This is a genomic window from Pseudonocardia sp. Ae150A_Ps1 (assembly GCF_001932315.1).
In the GTDB taxonomy this organism is placed as follows: domain Bacteria; phylum Actinomycetota; class Actinomycetes; order Mycobacteriales; family Pseudonocardiaceae; genus Pseudonocardia.
The window spans coordinates 4,092,602-4,109,234 of the sequence record NZ_MCIJ01000001.1; the positions used below are offsets into that span (position 1 = coordinate 4,092,602).

13 protein-coding genes are annotated in these 16,633 nt (G+C 73.3%); 8 read left to right on the top strand and 5 right to left on the bottom strand.

Going from position 1 to position 16,633, the window contains the following annotated elements:
• Positions 1 to 41: 41 nt before the first annotated feature.
• The gene (locus Ae150APs1_RS19200; protein WP_075299405.1) at positions 42 to 1,451 is read right to left on the bottom strand and encodes an NAD(P)/FAD-dependent oxidoreductase; all 1,410 of its coding nucleotides are present in this window, start codon (positions 1,449 to 1,451) and stop codon (positions 42 to 44) included.
• Complete coding sequence (locus tag Ae150APs1_RS19205; protein WP_075299407.1) at positions 1,442 to 3,037, bottom strand: phospholipid carrier-dependent glycosyltransferase; 1,596 nt, start codon at positions 3,035 to 3,037, stop codon at positions 1,442 to 1,444. The genes Ae150APs1_RS19200 and Ae150APs1_RS19205 overlap by 10 nt, the downstream gene beginning before the upstream one ends.
• Positions 3,038 to 3,062: 25 nt before the next feature.
• Here Ae150APs1_RS19205 and rsmI point away from each other — a divergent pair, with 25 nt between their 5' ends.
• Entirely contained in the window at positions 3,063 to 3,953 is an 891-nt protein-coding gene (gene rsmI, locus Ae150APs1_RS19210) for a 16S rRNA (cytidine(1402)-2'-O)-methyltransferase (protein WP_050802236.1), read from the top strand.
• Positions 3,954 to 4,312: 359 nt separating this feature from the next.
• On the opposite strand, the gene Ae150APs1_RS19215 is transcribed toward rsmI, so the two are convergent.
• Positions 4,313 to 5,500: a cation:proton antiporter gene (locus Ae150APs1_RS19215; protein WP_010225883.1), complete on the bottom strand. Its 1,188-nt coding sequence runs from the start codon at positions 5,498 to 5,500 to the stop codon at positions 4,313 to 4,315.
• 6 nt (positions 5,501 to 5,506) lie between these two features.
• Complete coding sequence (locus Ae150APs1_RS19220) at positions 5,507 to 5,989, bottom strand: TrkA C-terminal domain-containing protein (RefSeq protein ID WP_075299409.1); 483 nt, start codon at positions 5,987 to 5,989, stop codon at positions 5,507 to 5,509.
• 77 nt (positions 5,990 to 6,066) lie between these two features.
• Here Ae150APs1_RS19220 and zwf point away from each other — a divergent pair, with 77 nt between their 5' ends.
• Positions 6,067 to 7,479 (top strand): glucose-6-phosphate dehydrogenase, encoded by a 1,413-nt coding sequence (zwf, locus tag Ae150APs1_RS19225; protein ID WP_075299411.1) that lies wholly within the window; start codon positions 6,067 to 6,069, stop codon positions 7,477 to 7,479.
• Positions 7,461 to 9,311, top strand: coding sequence for a glycoside hydrolase family 15 protein (locus tag Ae150APs1_RS19230; RefSeq protein WP_075299413.1), 1,851 nt, complete (start codon positions 7,461 to 7,463; stop codon positions 9,309 to 9,311). The genes zwf and Ae150APs1_RS19230 overlap by 19 nt, the downstream gene beginning before the upstream one ends.
• 21 nt (positions 9,312 to 9,332) lie before the next feature.
• On the opposite strand, the gene Ae150APs1_RS19235 is transcribed toward Ae150APs1_RS19230, so the two are convergent.
• Complete coding sequence (locus tag Ae150APs1_RS19235; RefSeq protein WP_139316984.1) at positions 9,333 to 9,893, bottom strand: hypothetical protein; 561 nt, start codon at positions 9,891 to 9,893, stop codon at positions 9,333 to 9,335.
• Between the two features lie 124 nt (positions 9,894 to 10,017).
• On the opposite strand from Ae150APs1_RS19235, the gene metG reads away from it, so the two are divergent.
• The 5 genes from metG (at position 10,018) to Ae150APs1_RS19260 (ending at position 16,357) form a co-directional block, all read left to right on the top strand.
• Positions 10,018 to 11,808, top strand: a complete 1,791-nt coding sequence (gene metG / locus Ae150APs1_RS19240; protein WP_075299417.1) for a methionine--tRNA ligase — start codon at positions 10,018 to 10,020, stop codon at positions 11,806 to 11,808.
• A complete protein-coding gene (locus Ae150APs1_RS19245; RefSeq protein WP_060574015.1) occupies positions 11,805 to 12,659 on the top strand; it encodes a TatD family hydrolase in 855 nt (284 codons plus the stop codon). The genes metG and Ae150APs1_RS19245 overlap by 4 nt, the downstream gene beginning before the upstream one ends.
• A gap of 265 nt (positions 12,660 to 12,924) precedes the next feature.
• Positions 12,925 to 13,833: a transglycosylase family protein gene (locus tag Ae150APs1_RS34365; protein ID WP_075299419.1), complete on the top strand. Its 909-nt coding sequence runs from the start codon at positions 12,925 to 12,927 to the stop codon at positions 13,831 to 13,833.
• A gap of 43 nt (positions 13,834 to 13,876) precedes the next feature.
• Entirely contained in the window at positions 13,877 to 14,755 is an 879-nt protein-coding gene (gene rsmA / locus Ae150APs1_RS19255; protein WP_075299422.1) for a 16S rRNA (adenine(1518)-N(6)/adenine(1519)-N(6))-dimethyltransferase RsmA, read from the top strand.
• A gap of 60 nt (positions 14,756 to 14,815) precedes the next feature.
• The gene (locus tag Ae150APs1_RS19260) at positions 14,816 to 16,357 is read left to right on the top strand and encodes a DHA2 family efflux MFS transporter permease subunit (RefSeq protein WP_256385595.1); all 1,542 of its coding nucleotides are present in this window, start codon (positions 14,816 to 14,818) and stop codon (positions 16,355 to 16,357) included.
• Positions 16,358 to 16,633: the final 276 nt, after the last annotated feature.

Here is a 16,633-nt window from a genome sequence, read left to right on the forward strand (position 1 = left end):
CCGGTCCGGTTCCCGTCGTGCCGTGATTCGTCGGAGCGGCCTCAGCGTCCCGCGCGGGCGAGCGCCTCGGTCGCGGCGAGGTGGCCGGACATGCCGTGGACCCCGCCGCCCGGTGGCGTCGACGCGGAGCAGAGGTACACCCCGTCCAGCGGCGTCGCGTACCGCGACCAGCGCGGGACCGGGCCGAGCACGGCCGAGAACAGGCCCGCCATGGCGCCGTTGATCGCGCCGCCGACGTAGTTCTCGTCGTCGTGGTGCAGATCGGTGGCCGTGCGCACGGTGCGGCGTTCGACCAGGTCCCGGAAACCGGGGGCGAACCGCTCGACCTGCCGCTCGATCGCCGCGGTCATGTCCCGGTCCGAGCCGTTCGGGACGTGGCAGTAGCTCCACAGCGTGTGCTTCCCGGCCGGCGCCCGGGTGGGGTCGGCGACGCAGGCCTGCACCGCGAGCACGTAGGGCGCGTCCGAGTGCCGGCCGGCCTCGGCGTCGGCCTCCGAGCGGGCGATCTCGTCGAGAGTGCCGCCGAGGTGCAGCGTCCCGGCGCGGCGGCAGTCCGGGTTCGTCCACGGCACCGGTCCGGACAGCTCGAAGTCGACCTTGCAGACGCCCGGTCCGTACCGGTGCCGGCGCAGCGAGCGGGCGTACCCGGCCGGGAGGTCCGCCATCGCCAGGAACTGGAACGGGGTGACGTCGAGCAGCGTCAGGTCCCGGGCCGGCAGCTCGGCGAGCGAGCCGATCCGGTGCCCGGTCTCGATCTCGCCGCCGAGCCGCCGCAGCTCCCGGACCATCGCGTCGGCGAGCACCCCGGACCCGCCCTCGACGACGGGCCAGTCGGCCGCGTGCGCGGCGACGACGAGCGCCAGCGCGAACGCCGAGGTCAGCGGGGCGTCGAGGCGGCGGATCGTGTGCGCGCCCGCCCCCGCGAGGAGGGCGCGGGCCTCGTCGGTGCGGAACGCGGCACGGCCCAGGTCACGCACCCCGAGCAGGCCGGGCAGCCCGAACCGGGCCAGCGTCACCGGGTGGCGCGGCACCCGGCGCAGGGACCCGAGCATCTCCGGCCACAGTTGCTCGTGGTCGCGTACGAGGGGACCGAGCAGCCGTTCCCACGCGGGGCCGTCCTCGCCCAGCCCGGCGGCGGTCGACGCGACGGAGCGGTGGGCCAGCGCAGCGCGACCGCCGTCGAGCGGATGCGCGAACGCGATCTCCGGGTACCGCATCCGCACCCCGAGCCCGTCCAGGTCGAGGGTCCGGAAGAACGGCGAGACCATCGCGAGCGCCTGCACCGTGGAGCAGACGTCGTGCGTCCACCCGTCGCGGTGGGTGCTGCGCAGCCCCCCGCCCGGCTCGTCGGCCGCCTCGTACACCCGCACCGCGCGTCCGGCCCTGGCCAGCGTGATCGCGGCGGCGAGACCGTTCGGCCCCGACCCGACGACGACCGCGTCTAGCGCCACGACGGCAGCCAGAGCTCGGCCTGCCAGTGCGCCTGGGTGATCGGGTCGCCGACCAGGATCGGCCACAGCCACACGAAGTTCACCAGGATCAGCGCGAGCCACCCGGCGACGACGAGCCGGCCGGTCCGCCGTCGTCGTTCGGACTCGCCGGCGTGCCCCAGCATCCGGCCCATCACCAGCACGACCCCCAGCACCAGGAACGGCACCACCGGCATCATGTAGAAGAAGTACATCTGCCGGTCGAGGTTCAGGAACCAGGGCAGGAACCCGGCGCCGTAGCCGACGAGCACCGCGATCCAGCGCCAGTCGGCCCGCGTCACGGCCCGCCACAGGCCCCACAGCAGCACGGGGATCGCCGGCCACCACAGGGCGGGTGTCCCGATCAGCATCACCGCCGACACGCACTCGGACTCCCCGCAGCCGGTCGCCGAGTCGGAGTAGCGGTAGAGCATCGGGCGCAGCCCCATCGGCCACGTCCACGGCTTCGACTCCCACGGGTGCCGTCCGGCGGAGCTGGTCGTCAGGTTCTCGTGGAACGCGAGCGCCTGACCGTGGTAGTACCAGAGCGACCGCACCGCGTCCGGCATCCAGGACCACATGCCGCCGGTGCCGATCTCGCGGCCGACCTGGTGCCGGTCGATCCCGGTCTCGCTGCCGAACCAGGCCCACCAGGAACCGACGTAGGTGAGGATCGGGACCAGCGCGAGGGCCCAGAGCGCCGGCGCGAGGTCGCGGGCCGCCGTACCGGCCCACGGGCGCGCCACCCCGGCCCGCCTCCGCAGCGAGACGTCCCAGAGCACGCACAGCACGCCGAACGCGGCCACGTAGTACGAGCCGTTCCACTTCACCGCGCAGGCGAGCCCCAGACAGACGCCGGCGACGAGCCGCCACCAGCGCACCCCCCAGCGCGGGCCGAACGGATGGTCACCGACACGTCCCGCGGCGATCACCCGGGCCATCCGGGCACGGACGTCGTCCCGGTCGCAGAGCAGCGCCGCGAACGCGGCGACCACGAAGACCGCGGAGAACGCGTCGAGCATCCCCATCCGGGACTGCACGTGGGACAGGCCGTCGGCGACGAGCAGCAGGCCGGCGAGGCCGCCGAGCGCCGTCGACCGGGTCAGCCGCCGCCCGATCCGGACGACCAGCAGGACGGTCAGCACCCCGGCCAGCGCGGCCGAGACCCGCCAGCCGACGCCGTCGTAGCCGAAGACCAGCTGTCCGAGCGCGATCAGCTGCTTGGCCAGCGGCGGGTGGACGATCTTCTCGTAGCCCGGGTTGTTCTCGACGCCGCCGTTCCGGACCATCTCCCAGGCCTGCGGGACGTAGTGCTTCTCGTCGAAGACCGGTGTGCCACGGTCGGTCGGCTCGCCCAGGTCGTAGAACCGGAGCAGTGCCGCGATCAGCACGACGCCCGCCGTCACCAGCCACCCGTACAGCCGATCGGCCGGGGGCGGGACACCGAGGCGGGCTCCCGGACCGGGATCGGCCCGCCGCAGCGGCGGGGGAGTGCCGTGCGGCGTCAGACCGGGCTCCGGACCCGCTCCGGCGACCCTGCTCCCGGGGTCGGCGGTCGAGGTGGGCATCGCCGTCGATCGTAGGCTGGTCCCCGTGTCGCCCGCCGCTGCCTCCGGTCCCGGGGCGTCCGTCGCCTCCCCAGCGACGACGCCCGGACGCCTCGTCCTGGCCGCGACCCCGCTCGGCGACCCGCGGGACGCCTCGCCGCGGCTGCGTGAGCTGATCGGCACCGCGGACGTCATCGCCGCCGAGGACACCCGCCGCTTCCGGACGCTCGCCGCGTCACTGGAGGTCACCTACGTCGGCCGGATCGTCAGCCACTACGACGCCGTCGAGACGGAGCGGCTCCCCGGGCTGCTGGCCGCGGTCCGGGACGGCGCGACCGTCCTGGTGGTGTCCGACGCCGGGATGCCCGCCGTGTCCGACCCCGGCTACCGGCTCGTCGCCGCGGCCGCCGCCGAGGACCTTCCCGTCACCTGCGTCCCCGGCCCGTCGGCGGTGACGACGGCGCTGGTCCTGTCCGGGCTGCCCTGCGAGCGGTTCTGCTTCGACGGCTTCCCCCCGCGGCGCTCCGGCGACCGGAGGCGCTGGCTGGAGACCCTGCGCGACGAGCGCCGCGCCGCGGTCTTCTTCGAGTCGCCGCGCCGGACCGCCGACACCCTCGCCGACGCCGTCGCCGTGCTGGGGCCCGACCGCCGCGCCGCGGTGTGCCGGGAGCTGACCAAGACCTACGAGCAGGTGAAGCGCGGGACGCTCGCCTCGCTCGCCGCGTGGGCGGCGGAGGGCGACGTCCTGGGTGAGGTGACGATCGTCCTGGCCGGCGCGGAGGCCCGCGAGGCCCCGCCGGTCGAGTCGCTGGTCGACGCGGTCCAGGAGCGCACCGACGACGGCGAGCGGCTGAAGGACGCCGTCGCCGCGGTCGCCGAGGCCGCCGGGGTGCCGAAGCGGGAGCTGTACAACGCGACGCTCGCGGCGCGCGGCTGAGCCGCTCCCCGCTCGGCGCTCCCCGCCGGCGCTCCCCGCCCGGCGCGCCGGCCCGCCTGTGGTGCCCCGACTCTTCCGGTGCAGCCGACCAGGCACCTACTTCTGCCGAATCGCTGCCTCAGGCAGCGATGTCGCAGAGATGCATGTGTGCCGACTGGTCCTGGCGAGGCTGCAGCGGCGTCGTGCGCCACGGCCGTGCACCTCCTGCGATACCGCTGCCTGACGCAGCGATATCGCAGAAGGGGTGCCCGGGCCCTCGCAGCGGATCCACCAGCGGCCCCGGAGCAGGGGCGCCGGAATCCGCGGCGCCGGAACGTGCTGCTCGGAATCCGAGGCTCGGAACCTGCGGCCACGTCCGCTCAGGCGTTCGCCTTCTCCGTCGCGCGGGCCCGGACCGGGATCGCGCGCACGACCGGCTCGACGTAGCGCGCCGCGATCGGCCCCAGCACGGCCATGATCAGCACGTAGGCCGTCGCCAGGGCCGAGAGCTCGGCGGGGACCGCGGCGTAGCCGACGGCCAGGCCGGCGATGACGATCGAGAACTCGCCGCGCGCGACCAGCGCGGCCCCGGCGCGGGCGCGGCCCATCCGGCCGATCCGGGCCCGGCGGGCGGCCCACCAGCCCGTCGCGTACTTGGTGGCGGTGGTCGACACGGCCAGCACCAGAGCCCAGCCCAGCACCGGAGGGATCGCCCGCGGGTCCGTCGTCAGGCCGAACACCACGAAGAACACGGCGGCGAACAGGTCGCGCAGCGGTTCCAGGAGCTTCGTCGCGTTCTCCGCGGTCGACCCGGAGATCGCGATCCCGAGAAGGAACGCCCCGACGGCCGCCGAGACCTGCATGGCCTGGGCGAACCCGGCCACGAGCAACGCCGCGCCGAGGACCTTGAGGAGGAAGACCTCGCGGTCGTCGGAGTCGACGATCGCCGAGACGTAGCGGCCGTAGCGCAGCGCGACGACCAGGACGACGGCGATGACGACCAGCGAGATCGTGACCGCGCTGATCCCGCCCCACAGCGTCACCCCGAGCAGCAGCGCCGTCAGGATCGGCAGGTAGAGGGCCATCACCAGGTCCTCGAACACCAGCACCGAGAGGATCACCGGGGTCTCCCGGTTGCCCAGCCGTCCCAGGTCGGACAGCACCTTCGCGACGATCCCGGACGACGAGATGTACGTGACGCCGCCGAGCACCATCGCGCCGACCGGCCCCCAGCCGAGGATCAGCGCCACCGCGACGCCCGGCGCGGCGTTGAGCACGATGTCGACGAGTCCCGCCGTCCAGGACCGCTTCAGTCCCGTGACGAGCTCGGCGGCGGAGTACTCCAGCCCGAGCAGCAACAGCAGCAGGACGACGCCGACCTCACCGGCCAGCGAGGTGAAGTCACCGATGTCCCCCAGCGGGAAGATCCCGCCGGAACCGAAGGCGAGCCCGCCGACCAGGTACAGCGGGATGGGCGACAGACCGATCTTCTGCGCGAGCCTGCCGAGCAGGCCGAGGCCGAAGAAGACGGCGCCGAGCTCGAGGAGTTCGAGTGCGGTGTGGTCCAAGGCGGCTCAGCCGCGCGCGAGGACGTCGGCGGCCTGTTCGAGCTTCTCCGTGGTCCCGATCGCGATCACGATGTCGCCGGCGGCGAGCACGAAGTCCGGGGTCGGGGAGGGGAGGACCTGTCCGGCGCGCATCACCGCGACCACCGACACCTGGGTGCGGGTGCGCAGCGCGGTGTCACCCAGCGGGCGCGCGTCGTACGGGCTGTTGTGCTTGATCGGCAGCTTGCGGGTGGTGATGCCCGGCAGGTCCGCGTGCTCGTCGTTGAGCTGGTTGACCAGCTGCGGTGCGCCGAGCAGGTTCGCCAGCGCACCGGCCTCCTCGGTGGTCAGCGGCAGCTCGGCGACGCAGGCGTCCGGGTCGTCCGCGCGGGAGAGGATCAGGTCGATCTTCCCGTCGCGGTGCGTGATGACCCCGACCCTGCGCCCGTTGCGCAGCTCGATCTCCTTGCGTACCCCGATCCCGGGCAGCGGAGTGACATCGACGTTCACCCGTGCAACGGTACGCCGCGGACACGGTGTGGCGAAGCGGGCCGGTTCGACCCCCGTTCACGGGGGTACGACCCGTCATGGCTCTGCCCCCGCACGTCATCGTGCTCTTCGGCGCCACCGGCGACCTCGCGCGGCGCAAGCTCTTCCCGGGGCTGCTGCACCTGCAGAACGCGGGCCTGCTCCCCGAGGACTTCCGCGTGATCGGCTCCGGGCGGCACTCACCCGGCACCGACGACGAGTTCCGCGACCGGATCCGGGACGCACTCGGCGACACCACCGGCTGGGAGGACCTCGCACCCCGGCTGAGCTTCGTCGTCTCCGACGCCGACGATGGCTCCGACCTGGCCGACGCCGTCCGCCGGGCCGAGGACGACCTGCGCGGGCCGGGGGACGCCGACGTCCGGCGGCTGGTCTACCTGTCGGTCCCGCCCGCGGCGATGACCCCGATGGTCGCGATGCTCGGCCGGACCGGGATCGCCGAGCGGTCCCGGCTGGTGCTGGAGAAGCCCTTCGGCACCGACCTGGCCTCGGCCCGCGAGCTGCACGCCGGCCTGGAGCAGGTCTACGACGAGCGCGACGTGTTCCGGATCGACCACTTCCTCGGCAAGGAGTCGGTGCAGAACATCCTCGCCCTCCGCTTCGCCAACGGCCTGTTCGAACCGGTCTGGAACCGGCAGAACATCCGCTACGTGCAGATCGACGTCCCGGAGGAGATCGGGATCGAGGGCCGGGCGTCGTTCATGGAGTCCACCGGCACGTTCCGGGACATGATCTCCACGCACCTGTTCCAGATCCTCGGCTTCGTCGCGCTGGAACCGCCGTACGAGATCTCACCGGACGCCCTGCACGACGAGAAGGCGAAGGTCTTCCGCTCGATCCGGCCGCTGGACCCGTCCCGCGTGGTGTTCGGCCAGTACGCCGGCTACCGCGACGAGGACGGCGTCGCCGGGGATTCGCGGGTCGAGACGTTCGTCGCGCTGGAGGTGCACGTCGACGACTGGCGCTGGTTCGGCGTCCCGTTCCTGCTGCGCACCGGCAAGGCGATGGGCGCGACCCGCCGCACCGTGACGATCGGCTTCGACGAGCCCGCCCTGACGATGTTCCCGGGCGGCTCCTTCACGGGCGACGCGTCGGACGGCCCGCCGACCGAGCTCGTCCTGGAGCTGGCCGACGAGCCGAGCGTCGAGCTCGACGTCCGCGCGAAGGTCCCCGGCCCCGAGCTGCGGGTCGGGCGGGGCCGGATGTGCCTGGACCTCGCCGGCTCCTTCCCGGACGATGTCTCGCTGGAGGCCTACGAACGGCTGCTGCTCGACGTCATGAAGGGCGACCGCACGCTGTTCACCACCACCGAGGAGGTGGAGCGGTTGTGGGAGCTCTGTGACCCGGTGCTCGCCGACCCGCCTCCGGTGCAGGAGTACCCGCGCGGCTCCTGGGGCCCGCAGGACGCGCTGGACCTCCCGGGCCCGCGCGGATGGCGGGTGTCCGGGTGAGCGGCGCGGGCGGCCCGGGCGGCACCGGCTACCTGCCGATCGCCGAGCACGGGATCATCGGCGACCTGCGCACCGCGGCACTGGTCGGCACGGACGGCACCGTCGACTGGTTCTGTCCCGGCCGGTTCGACGAGCCGAGCGTGTTCGCCTCGCTGCTCGACGCCGGCTCCGGCGGGCACTGGGGCCTCGCGCCGCGGACCGACGACACCGAGCTGACCACCCAGCAGCAGTTCTACTACCCCGACTCGAACATCCTGATCACCCGCTTCCTCACCGCGGACGGCATCGTCGAGGTGCAGGACTTCCTGGTGCTGCTGGCCCCGCACGACGCAGGCCACCGGCAGCGCCTCGTCCGCCGGGTGACCGGGGTGCGGGGATCGGTGCCGATGGTCGTCGACGTCGTCCCGCGCCCGGACTACGCCCGCGAGGTGCCGGAGGTGGTGACGGGCGGCGCCGGGATCCGGTTCACCGGCAGCCGGATCGTGCTGGACCTGACCTCGACGGTCGAGCTGTCGGTCGTCGACCACGCCGCACGGGCCGAGTTCGACACCCGGGAGGGTCGTACCGAGGTCTTCGTCCTGGAGGTCGACGGCGACGGACCCGACCCCTGCGACGACGGCGCCGACGACCTGTTCGAGGGCACCGTCGCGTTCTGGAAGGACTGGCTGAAGCGGTCGTCGTACACGGGGCGGTGGCGGGAGCGGGTGCACCGCTCCGCGCTCACCCTCAAGATGCTCACCCACGAACCGACCGGCGCCGTGATCGCGTCACCGACGATGGCGTTGCCCGAGCAGCTCGGCGGGGAGCGGAACTGGGACTACCGCTACGTCTGGATGCGCGACGCGGCCTTCACCCTCTACGCCCTGCTGAGGCTCGGGTTCACCGAGGAGGCGGGGGCGTTCATCGACTGGCTCACCGACCGGTTCGTGGAGCCCGAGGACGGCGCCCAGGGACCGCTCCGCGTGATGTACACGATCGACAGCGACGACGTCCCGGCCGAGATCGAGCTCGACCACCTGGAGGGCTACCGCGGGTCCCGCCCGGTGCTGTGCGGCAACGGCGCCGCCGGGCAGCTCCAGCTCGACATCTACGGCGAGATCATCGACTCGGTCTACCTCTACGACAAGCACGGCCGGGGTGTCGGGCACGAGGACTGGACGAACCTCTGCGCGATCCTCGAGTGGCTGCGCGGGCACTGGGACGCCCCCGACGAGGGCATCTGGGAGACCCGTGCCGGCCGCCAGGACCACGTGTTCTCCCGGCTCATGTGCTGGGTCGCGGTCGAGCGGATGATCCGGATGGCGCGGCGGCGCGGGCTGCCCGGCGACGTCGGGGCGTGGACCACGACCCGGGACGAGATCTACCACCAGATCATGGACCGCGGCTGGGACCCGGACGTCGGCCCGCGCGGCTCGTTCGTCCAGCGCTACGGCGCCACCACGCTGGACGCCTCGGTGCTGCTCATGCCGATGGTCAAGTTCTGCGCCCCGACCGAGCCGAGGTTCGCCGCGACCCTGGACGCGATCAACGACACCCTCGTCGTCGACACCCTGGTGTTCCGCTACGACGTCGAGGACTCCCCGGACGGTCTCGAGGGGGAGGAGGGCACGTTCTCGATGTGCTCGTTCTGGAACGTCGAGGCGATGACCCGCGCCGGACGGCTCGAGCACGCCCGGATCGCGCTGGAGAAGATGTTCTCCTACGGCAACCACCTGGGGCTCTACGCCGAGGAGATCGGACTGACCGGGGAGCAGCTGGGCAACTTCCCGCAGGCCTTCACCCACCTGTCGCTGATCAGCTCCGCGATCAACCTCGACCGCGCGCTGGGCTGACGGCCGGAAGGGCGGGAGCGCTCAGTGCGCGGTGGCGCACGCCTCCATCAGCCGCGCCCCGTGGTCGACGGCCCGCTCCCGGTCCACCGGGCTGGCCGGGTCGAGCCAGGCGAGGACGATCTCGGCGATCCCGCCCATCACGAAGTGCCCGGCCAGGCGGAGGTCGTCGGGCCCGACCCGGGTGTCGATCGGCTGCGCGGCCATCAGCTCGCCGAACCCGCGGTTCGCGCTGCGCCGCCGGGCGACCAGCGGCGGGCACCCGAACGCGTCGGCCAGCACGACGACCCGTCGCGGGTCGCGGGCGACGTCGTCGAGCATCGCCGCCATCACGGCCCGGAACCGGTGGACGGGGGTCGGGGCGGACGCCGCCGCCTGCAGCATGGCCGCGGCGCGCTCGTCCACGATCGCGTCGAACACCGCGCACACCAGGTCGGCGCCGGTCGGGAACTCCGCGGCGGCCGTCCCGGGCAGCCCCGCCCGCGCGGCCGCGGCGACCGGGTCGACGGCGGGCCAGCCGCCGTCCACCCACTGCTGGAGGGCCGCGTCGAGGAGCCCCTCGCGGTCCTGTTCGGCACGGTCCATGACCGTCATCATGGCACCGCGGGTCCGGTGCGGGGCCGTTTCCACAGCGGACACACACGGTCGGACACACCGCCGGGCCGTGCCGCCGCGGAAGGCGGTGGCCCCGGTGAATACGCTGGAGGGCATGAGCAAAGCCGTGCTGACCGCCGTGGCGTGGCCCTACGCCAACGGCCCCCGGCACATCGGCCACGTGTCCGGGTTCGGTGTGCCCTCCGACGTCTTCGCCCGGTACCGGCGGATGGCGGGGGACCGGGTGCTGATGGTCTCCGGCACCGACGAGCACGGCACACCGATCCAGGTGCAGGCCGACGCCGAGGGGCTCACCCCGCGGCAGCTGGCCGACAAGTACAATGACGTGATCACCCGGGACCTGCAGGGCCTCGGCCTGAGCTACGACCTGTTCACCCGCACCACGACCTCGAACCACTACGAGGTCGTGCAGCACATGTTCACGGCGCTGTACAAGAACGGGTACATCGTGCCGCGGACCCAGCTCGCCGCGATCAGCCCGTCGACCGGGCGCACCCTGCCGGACCGCTACATCGAGGGCACCTGCCCGATCTGCGGCTACGACGGCGCCCGCGGCGACCAGTGCGACAACTGCGGCAACCAGCTCGACCCGGCCGACCTCAAGAACCCCCGCTCGAAGATCAACGGGGAGACCCCGTCGTTCGTCGAGACGGAGCACTTCTTCCTCGACCTGCCCGCGTTCTCCGAGGCGCTCGGGTCGTGGCTGTCGACCCGCACCGACTGGCGGCCGAACGTGCTGAAGTTCTCGGCGAACCTGGCCGAGAACCTGAAGCCGCGCGCGATCACGCGGGACCTGGAGTGGGGCGTCCCGGTGCCGCTGGACGGCTGGTCGGACAACCCGATGAAGAAGATCTACGTCTGGTTCGACGCTGTCATCGGCTACCTGTCCGCGTCGGTCGAGTGGGCCCGCCGCGGTCCCGACCCGGACGCCTGGAAGCAGTGGTGGACCGACCCCGAGGCCCAGGCCTTCTACTTCATGGGCAAGGACAACATCACCTTCCACTCGGTGATGTGGCCGGCGATCCTGCTCGGGCACAACGGGCAGGGCGACCGCGGGGGCGACCCGGGGCGCTACGGGAAGCTCGACCTGCCCAGCGAGGTCGTGTCCTCGGAGTACCTGACGATGCTCGGCTCCAAGTTCTCCACCTCGCGCGGCACCGTGATCTACGTCGGTGACTTCCTCCGCGAGTTCGGGCCGGACGCGCTGCGGTACCACATCGCCGTCGCCGGTCCGGAGAACCAGGACGTCGACTTCACCTGGGACGAGTTCGTCCGCCGGGTGAACTTCGAGCTGGCCAACGAGTGGGGCAACCTCGTCAACCGGTCGGTCTCGATGGCGCACAAGAACGTCGGTGCGATCCCGGCGCCGACGGCCCCGCAGCAGGCCGACGCCGAGCTGCTCGCGGTCTCGCGGGCCGGGTTCGACACGGTCGGCGGGCTGCTCGCCCGGAACCGGTTCAAGCAGGCCGCCGGCGAGGCGATGCGGGTCGTCACCGCGGCGAACCGGTACCTGTCCGACCAGGAGCCGTGGAAGCGCAAGGACGACCCGGAGCGCCGGGACACGATCCTGCACACGGCGCTGCAGGTCGTGCAGGACGCCAACACCCTGCTCACCCCGTTCCTGCCGCACTCGGCCCAGAAGGTGCACGAGGCGCTGGGTGGTGCCGGGGTGTGGGCCGCGCAGCCGGAGCGCCAGGAGGTCGACGACCTCGGCGACGGGCCGTCGTACCCGATCCTGACCGGGGACTACGCGGCCGAGCAGGCGCACTGGGGGTCCACCCCGGTCGAGGTCGGCCGTCCGCTGGCCAAGCCGACGCCGATCTTCGCCAAGCTCCCGCCGGAGCTGGGGGAGACCGGTCCGGAGTGGGCACCGATCCAGCAGTGAGCGCGCCGTCGGAGACCCAGGGCCCGCACGGCCGCCGTCCCCGCCCGGATCCGCCGGAGCCGCTCGCGGCACCGACGATCGACTCGCACACGCACCTCGACGCGTGCGGCTGCGAGACCGACGCCGACGTCGTCGCCGCCCTGGACCGGGCGGCGGCGACCGGTGTCGCCGGGGTGGTGACGATCGCCGACGACCTCGTCGCGGCCCGCTGGGCGGTCGGGGCGGCGCACGCCGACGACCGGGTGTGGGCGGCGGTGGCGCTGCACCCCACCCGTACGGCGTCGGTGTCCGGCGCCGATCTCGCCGAGATCGAGCGGCTCGCCGCCGACGACCGGGTGGTCGCCATCGGCGAGACCGGCCTGGACTACTACTGGGACCACGCGCCGCCGTCGGCCCAGCAGGACGCCTTCCGCTGGCACATCGGCCTCGCCAAGCGCACCGGCAAGCCGCTGATGATCCACGACCGGGACGCGCACGACGACGTCCTGCGGATCCTCCGCGAGGAGGGTGCCCCCGACGACGTCGTCTTCCACTGCTTCTCCGGCGACGCGGCGATGGCCCGCGAGTGCGTCGACGCCGGGTACGTCCTGTCGTTCGCGGGGCCCGTCACCTTCAAGCGCAACGACGAGCTGCGCGCCGCGGCGGCGCTCGTGCCCGACGACCGCTACCTGGTGGAGACCGACGCCCCGTTCCTCACCCCGCACCCGCACCGCGGGCGGGCGAACGAGCCGTACGTCCTGCCCTGGACCGTCCGCGGGATCGCGGCGACCCGCGGGGAGACGGAAGCCCGGGTCGCCGAGTCGGCACGACGCAACGCCGAACGGATCTTTCGGCTGGACGCAACCGAATAACACCGCCCAACGCAGCGGAGGTCGGGGTCCTCGTCACTCGGCGTCGATCACGGGCCGCTCGTCGCCGGTCCCGTGTCCGATGGCCTCGGTCCGGTCACGGTCCGCTAACGTCGTCGGCCGTACCCGCCGGGACGGGGTCGCTCCCCCGACCCGCGGGACGACGACCGGTCCGCTCCCCAGCAGAGGTTCCGCTCCCCGGTACCGCGCCGGTCGTCGTCTCCGCAGGTCATGGCCTTGTCCCGGACAGCCGAGCCCACGGGAAGTCATGTTCGAGTGCAGCGTTGTTCCGACCCCCGACGACGACGTCACGCGTCCCCTTCCCCTGTCCGGTGGTGCCGCCGCGCCCGCCGGGCTCTCCGGCGACGAGGCCGGGTACATCAGCTACGAGGGCAGGCACCGCGGCGGCCCGTCGAAGACGGGCGTCCGCACCGTCGCCGCGGCCGCGCTGTTCTCGGTGCCGACCGCCGGCCTGGCCGTCGCCGTGATGGCGCCGGAGCCGGGCGACGCGACACAGTCGCTGCGCGCCGACCTCGCGTCGAACGCGACCGACCTCGGCACCGCGTCGATGTCGCTGGAGCGTCAGGCCTCCCCGTCGACGTCGTTCGCGCCGGTCGCGGCGCCGACGTCCGGGGCGGACATCGTCGACGCCCAGATCGTCGAGTCGCAGAAGCTCCCGGTCCCCGAGCAGGAGGTGCAGGACCCGTCCCTGGAGGAGGGCACGCGCACCGTCGTCGACCCGGGCCGTGAGGGCGAGCGCAGCGTGATCTGGCGGGTCACCTACGACAAGGGCCGCGAGGTCGCCCGCGACCGGATCGGTGCCGGCCAGGACACCCCGGCCACGCCGCGGGTCGTGAAGGTCGGCACCAAGAAGAAGGCCGAGGAGATCGTCGAGAAGGCGAAGTCCGCCGCGCCCGCCGTCTCGAACGGCGCCACCTGGGACAAGCTCGCGAAGTGCGAGTCCGGCGGCGACTGGTCGACCGACACCGGCAACGGCTACCAGGGCGGCCTGCAGTTCGACAAGCAGACCTGGCAGTCCTACGGCGGCGACCAGTACGCCCCGACCGCGGACCAGGCCAGCCGCGAGGAGCAGATCTCGGTCGCCGAGAAGGTGAAGGACGACCGTGGCGGCTACAGCGCCTGGCCGTCCTGCTCGTCCAAGCTCGGCCTGAGCTGATCCCGGCGGGCCGCCCGTCCGCCGTCCCGGCGAGAATGGGCGCGTGAGCGAGAACGGGACCGCCCGGCTGCTGGGCCCCGCCGACGTCCGGGTGCTGGCCGACCGGCTCGGGCTGCGACCCACCAAGAAGCTCGGCCAGAACTTCGTGCACGACGCGAACACCGTCCGCCGGATCGTGAAGTCGGCCGGTGTCGGCGCCGACGACGTCGTGCTGGAGGTCGGGCCCGGGCTCGGGTCGCTGACCCTGGCACTGCTCCCGGTGGCCGCCCGCGTGCACGTGATCGAGATCGACCCGGTGCTCGCGGAGCTGCTCCCGGAGACGGTCGCCGAGCGGGCACCCGGTCTCGCCGACCGGCTCACCGTCACCGGCGCCGACGCGATGCGGGTCTCCGCCGCCGAGCTCGCCGCCGACGCGGGCGGGGCCCGGCCTGCGGATCCCACTGCGATCGTGGCGAACCTGCCGTACAACGTCGCGGTCCCGGTGATCCTGCACCTGCTCGCCGAGCTGCCGAGCCTCGAGCGCGGGCTGGTCATGGTGCAGGCCGAGGTCGCCGACCGGCTCGCCGCCGGCCCCGGCTCCCGGCAGTACGGCGCCCCCAGCGCCAAGCTCGCCTGGTACGCCGACGCCCGCCGCGCCGGTCCCGTCCCGCGGGCGGTGTTCTGGCCGGTTCCCGGTGTCGACTCCGGACTGCTCGCCTTCACCCGGCACGACCCGCCGTCCGGTGCGGACCGGGCCGCGACCTTCGCGGTGATCGAGGCTGCGTTCGCCCAGCGCCGCAAGGCCCTGCGCGGGGCACTCGCCGGCTGGGCGGGATCCCCGGCGGCGGCCGAGACCGCGTTGCGGGCGGCCGGGATCGACCCGACCACGCGCGCCGAGCGCCTGTCGGTGACCGACTTCGCCGCCGTCGCCGCGCACCGCTGACCCGCACCGGTACGTGGGGGTGACCGGAGCGACGGACGCGGCGGGCCGCATCATGTCGGGGTGACACGGGCGAGCGGGCGAGTGGTCGGCACGGACGGGACGAGCCCGTGGCCGGCGTTGTGGGCCCTGGTCATCGGGTTCTTCATGATCCTGGTCGACGCGACGATCGTGACCGTCGCGACGCCGGCGCTGCTGGCCGCGTTCGGCGCGGACGTCAACTCCGTGATCTGGGTGACCAGCGCCTACCTGCTGGCCTACGCCGTCCCGCTCCTGATCACCGGCCGGCTCGGGGACCGGTTCGGCCCGAAGCACGTGTACCTGGCCGGGCTCGCCGTGTTCACGCTCGCGTCGCTGTGGTGCGGGCTCACGACGACCGTCGGCGGCCTGATCGTCGCGCGGGTCGCGCAGGGCCTCGGCGCCTCGCTGATGACCCCGCAGACGATGTCGGTGATCACCCGCACGTTCCCGGCGGCCCAGCGTGGCCGGGCGATGAGCCTGTGGGGTGCCGTCGCCGGGGTCGCGACGCTGGCCGGGCCGATCCTCGGCGGGCTGCTGGTCGGCGGTCTCGGCTGGGAGTGGATCTTCTTCGTCAACGTGCCGTTCGGCGTCGTCGCGTTCGTCGCCGTGTGGCGGCTGGTGCCGTCGCTGCCGACCTCCCGGCGACGGTTCGACCTGGTCGGCGTCGTGCTGTCGGCGGCCGGGATGTTCCTGCTGGTGTTCGGGATCCAGGAGGGCCAGAAGTACGACTGGAGCCCGCTGGTGTGGACGTCCATCCTCGTCGGCGCCGGGATCCTCGTCGTGTTCGTGCGGTGGCAGTCCCGGACGCGGTCCGAGCCGCTCGTCGCGCTCCAGCTGTTCCGGGACCGCAACTTCTCGCTGGCCAACATCGCGATCTGCACCGTCGGCTTCGCGATCACCGCGCAGGGCTTCCCGCTGATGATCTACGCGCAGAGCGTGCGCGGGTTCACCCCCACCGAGGCGGCGCTGCTGCTGGCGCCGCTGGCGATCCTGTCCGGCGGGCTCGCGCCGTGGACCGGGCGGCTCACCGACCGGATCCATCCGCGGTTGATCGGCGGGTTCGGGATGGCGACGTTCGTCGCCGGGCTGCTGTGGCTCGCGCTGGCGATGGGCCCGGACACCCCGGTCTGGCAGCTGGTGCTGCCGATCGCGCTGCTCGGCATCTCCAACTCGTGCGTGTGGGCACCGATCTCGACGAGCGCCACCCGGAACCTGCCGATGGACCAGGCCGGGTCGGGATCGGGGATCTACAACGCCACCCGGCAGGTCGGCGCGGTGCTGGGCAGCGCCGGGATCGCGGTGCTGATGGAGGCCCGCATCGCCGCCCTGGTCCCCGGGGCCGACGGCGGGTCCGGGGGCTCGCCGGAGACGGCCGTCGCCGGTGGTCCGCTCCCCGAGGCGGTGCGGGAGCCGTTCGCCGTGGCGATGGCGCAGTCGGTGCTGCTGCCCGCAGGCGTCCTCGTGGTCGGGCTGGTCGCCGTCGCCTGCTTCGCGACGCCCCGCCACCTGCTCGCGCAGCGCCCCGGCGCCGGCGAGCCCGCGGCCGCTGCGTCGTCCGCACCGAGGGAGTCGCCGGGCGGATGATCCGGCCGGGACACCGGGACACCGGGACACCGGGACACCGGGACACCGGGACACCGGGACACCGGGACACCGGGACACCGGGACACCGGGACACCGGGACACCGGGACACCGGGGCACCGGGGCACCGGGATGCGGACGTCCGGATGCCGGGACGCGAAGACCGGTGCGGCCGTCGCGGCCACCGTGCCTTCTGCCGGATCGCTTCCCAAGGCAGCGATTTTCCGGAACCCCACTCCGACCCGGCGGGCAGACGGAGCCGACGCGGCGTCGGGACT

Coding starts and splice junctions, on each gene's coding strand:
- zwf (WP_075299411.1), top strand. CDS start 6,067: ATGGCTCTGCCCCCGCACGTCATCGTGCTCTTCGGCGCCACCGGCGAC.
- Ae150APs1_RS19205 (WP_075299407.1), bottom strand. CDS start 3,037: ATGCCCACCTCGACCGCCGACCCCGGGAGCAGGGTCGCCGGAGCGGGT.
- Ae150APs1_RS34365 (WP_075299419.1), top strand. CDS start 12,925: ATGTTCGAGTGCAGCGTTGTTCCGACCCCCGACGACGACGTCACGCGT.
- metG (WP_075299417.1), top strand. CDS start 10,018: ATGAGCAAAGCCGTGCTGACCGCCGTGGCGTGGCCCTACGCCAACGGC.
- Ae150APs1_RS19235 (WP_139316984.1), bottom strand. CDS start 9,893: ATGGACCGTGCCGAACAGGACCGCGAGGGGCTCCTCGACGCGGCCCTC.
- Ae150APs1_RS19230 (WP_075299413.1), top strand. CDS start 7,461: ATGGCGGGTGTCCGGGTGAGCGGCGCGGGCGGCCCGGGCGGCACCGGC.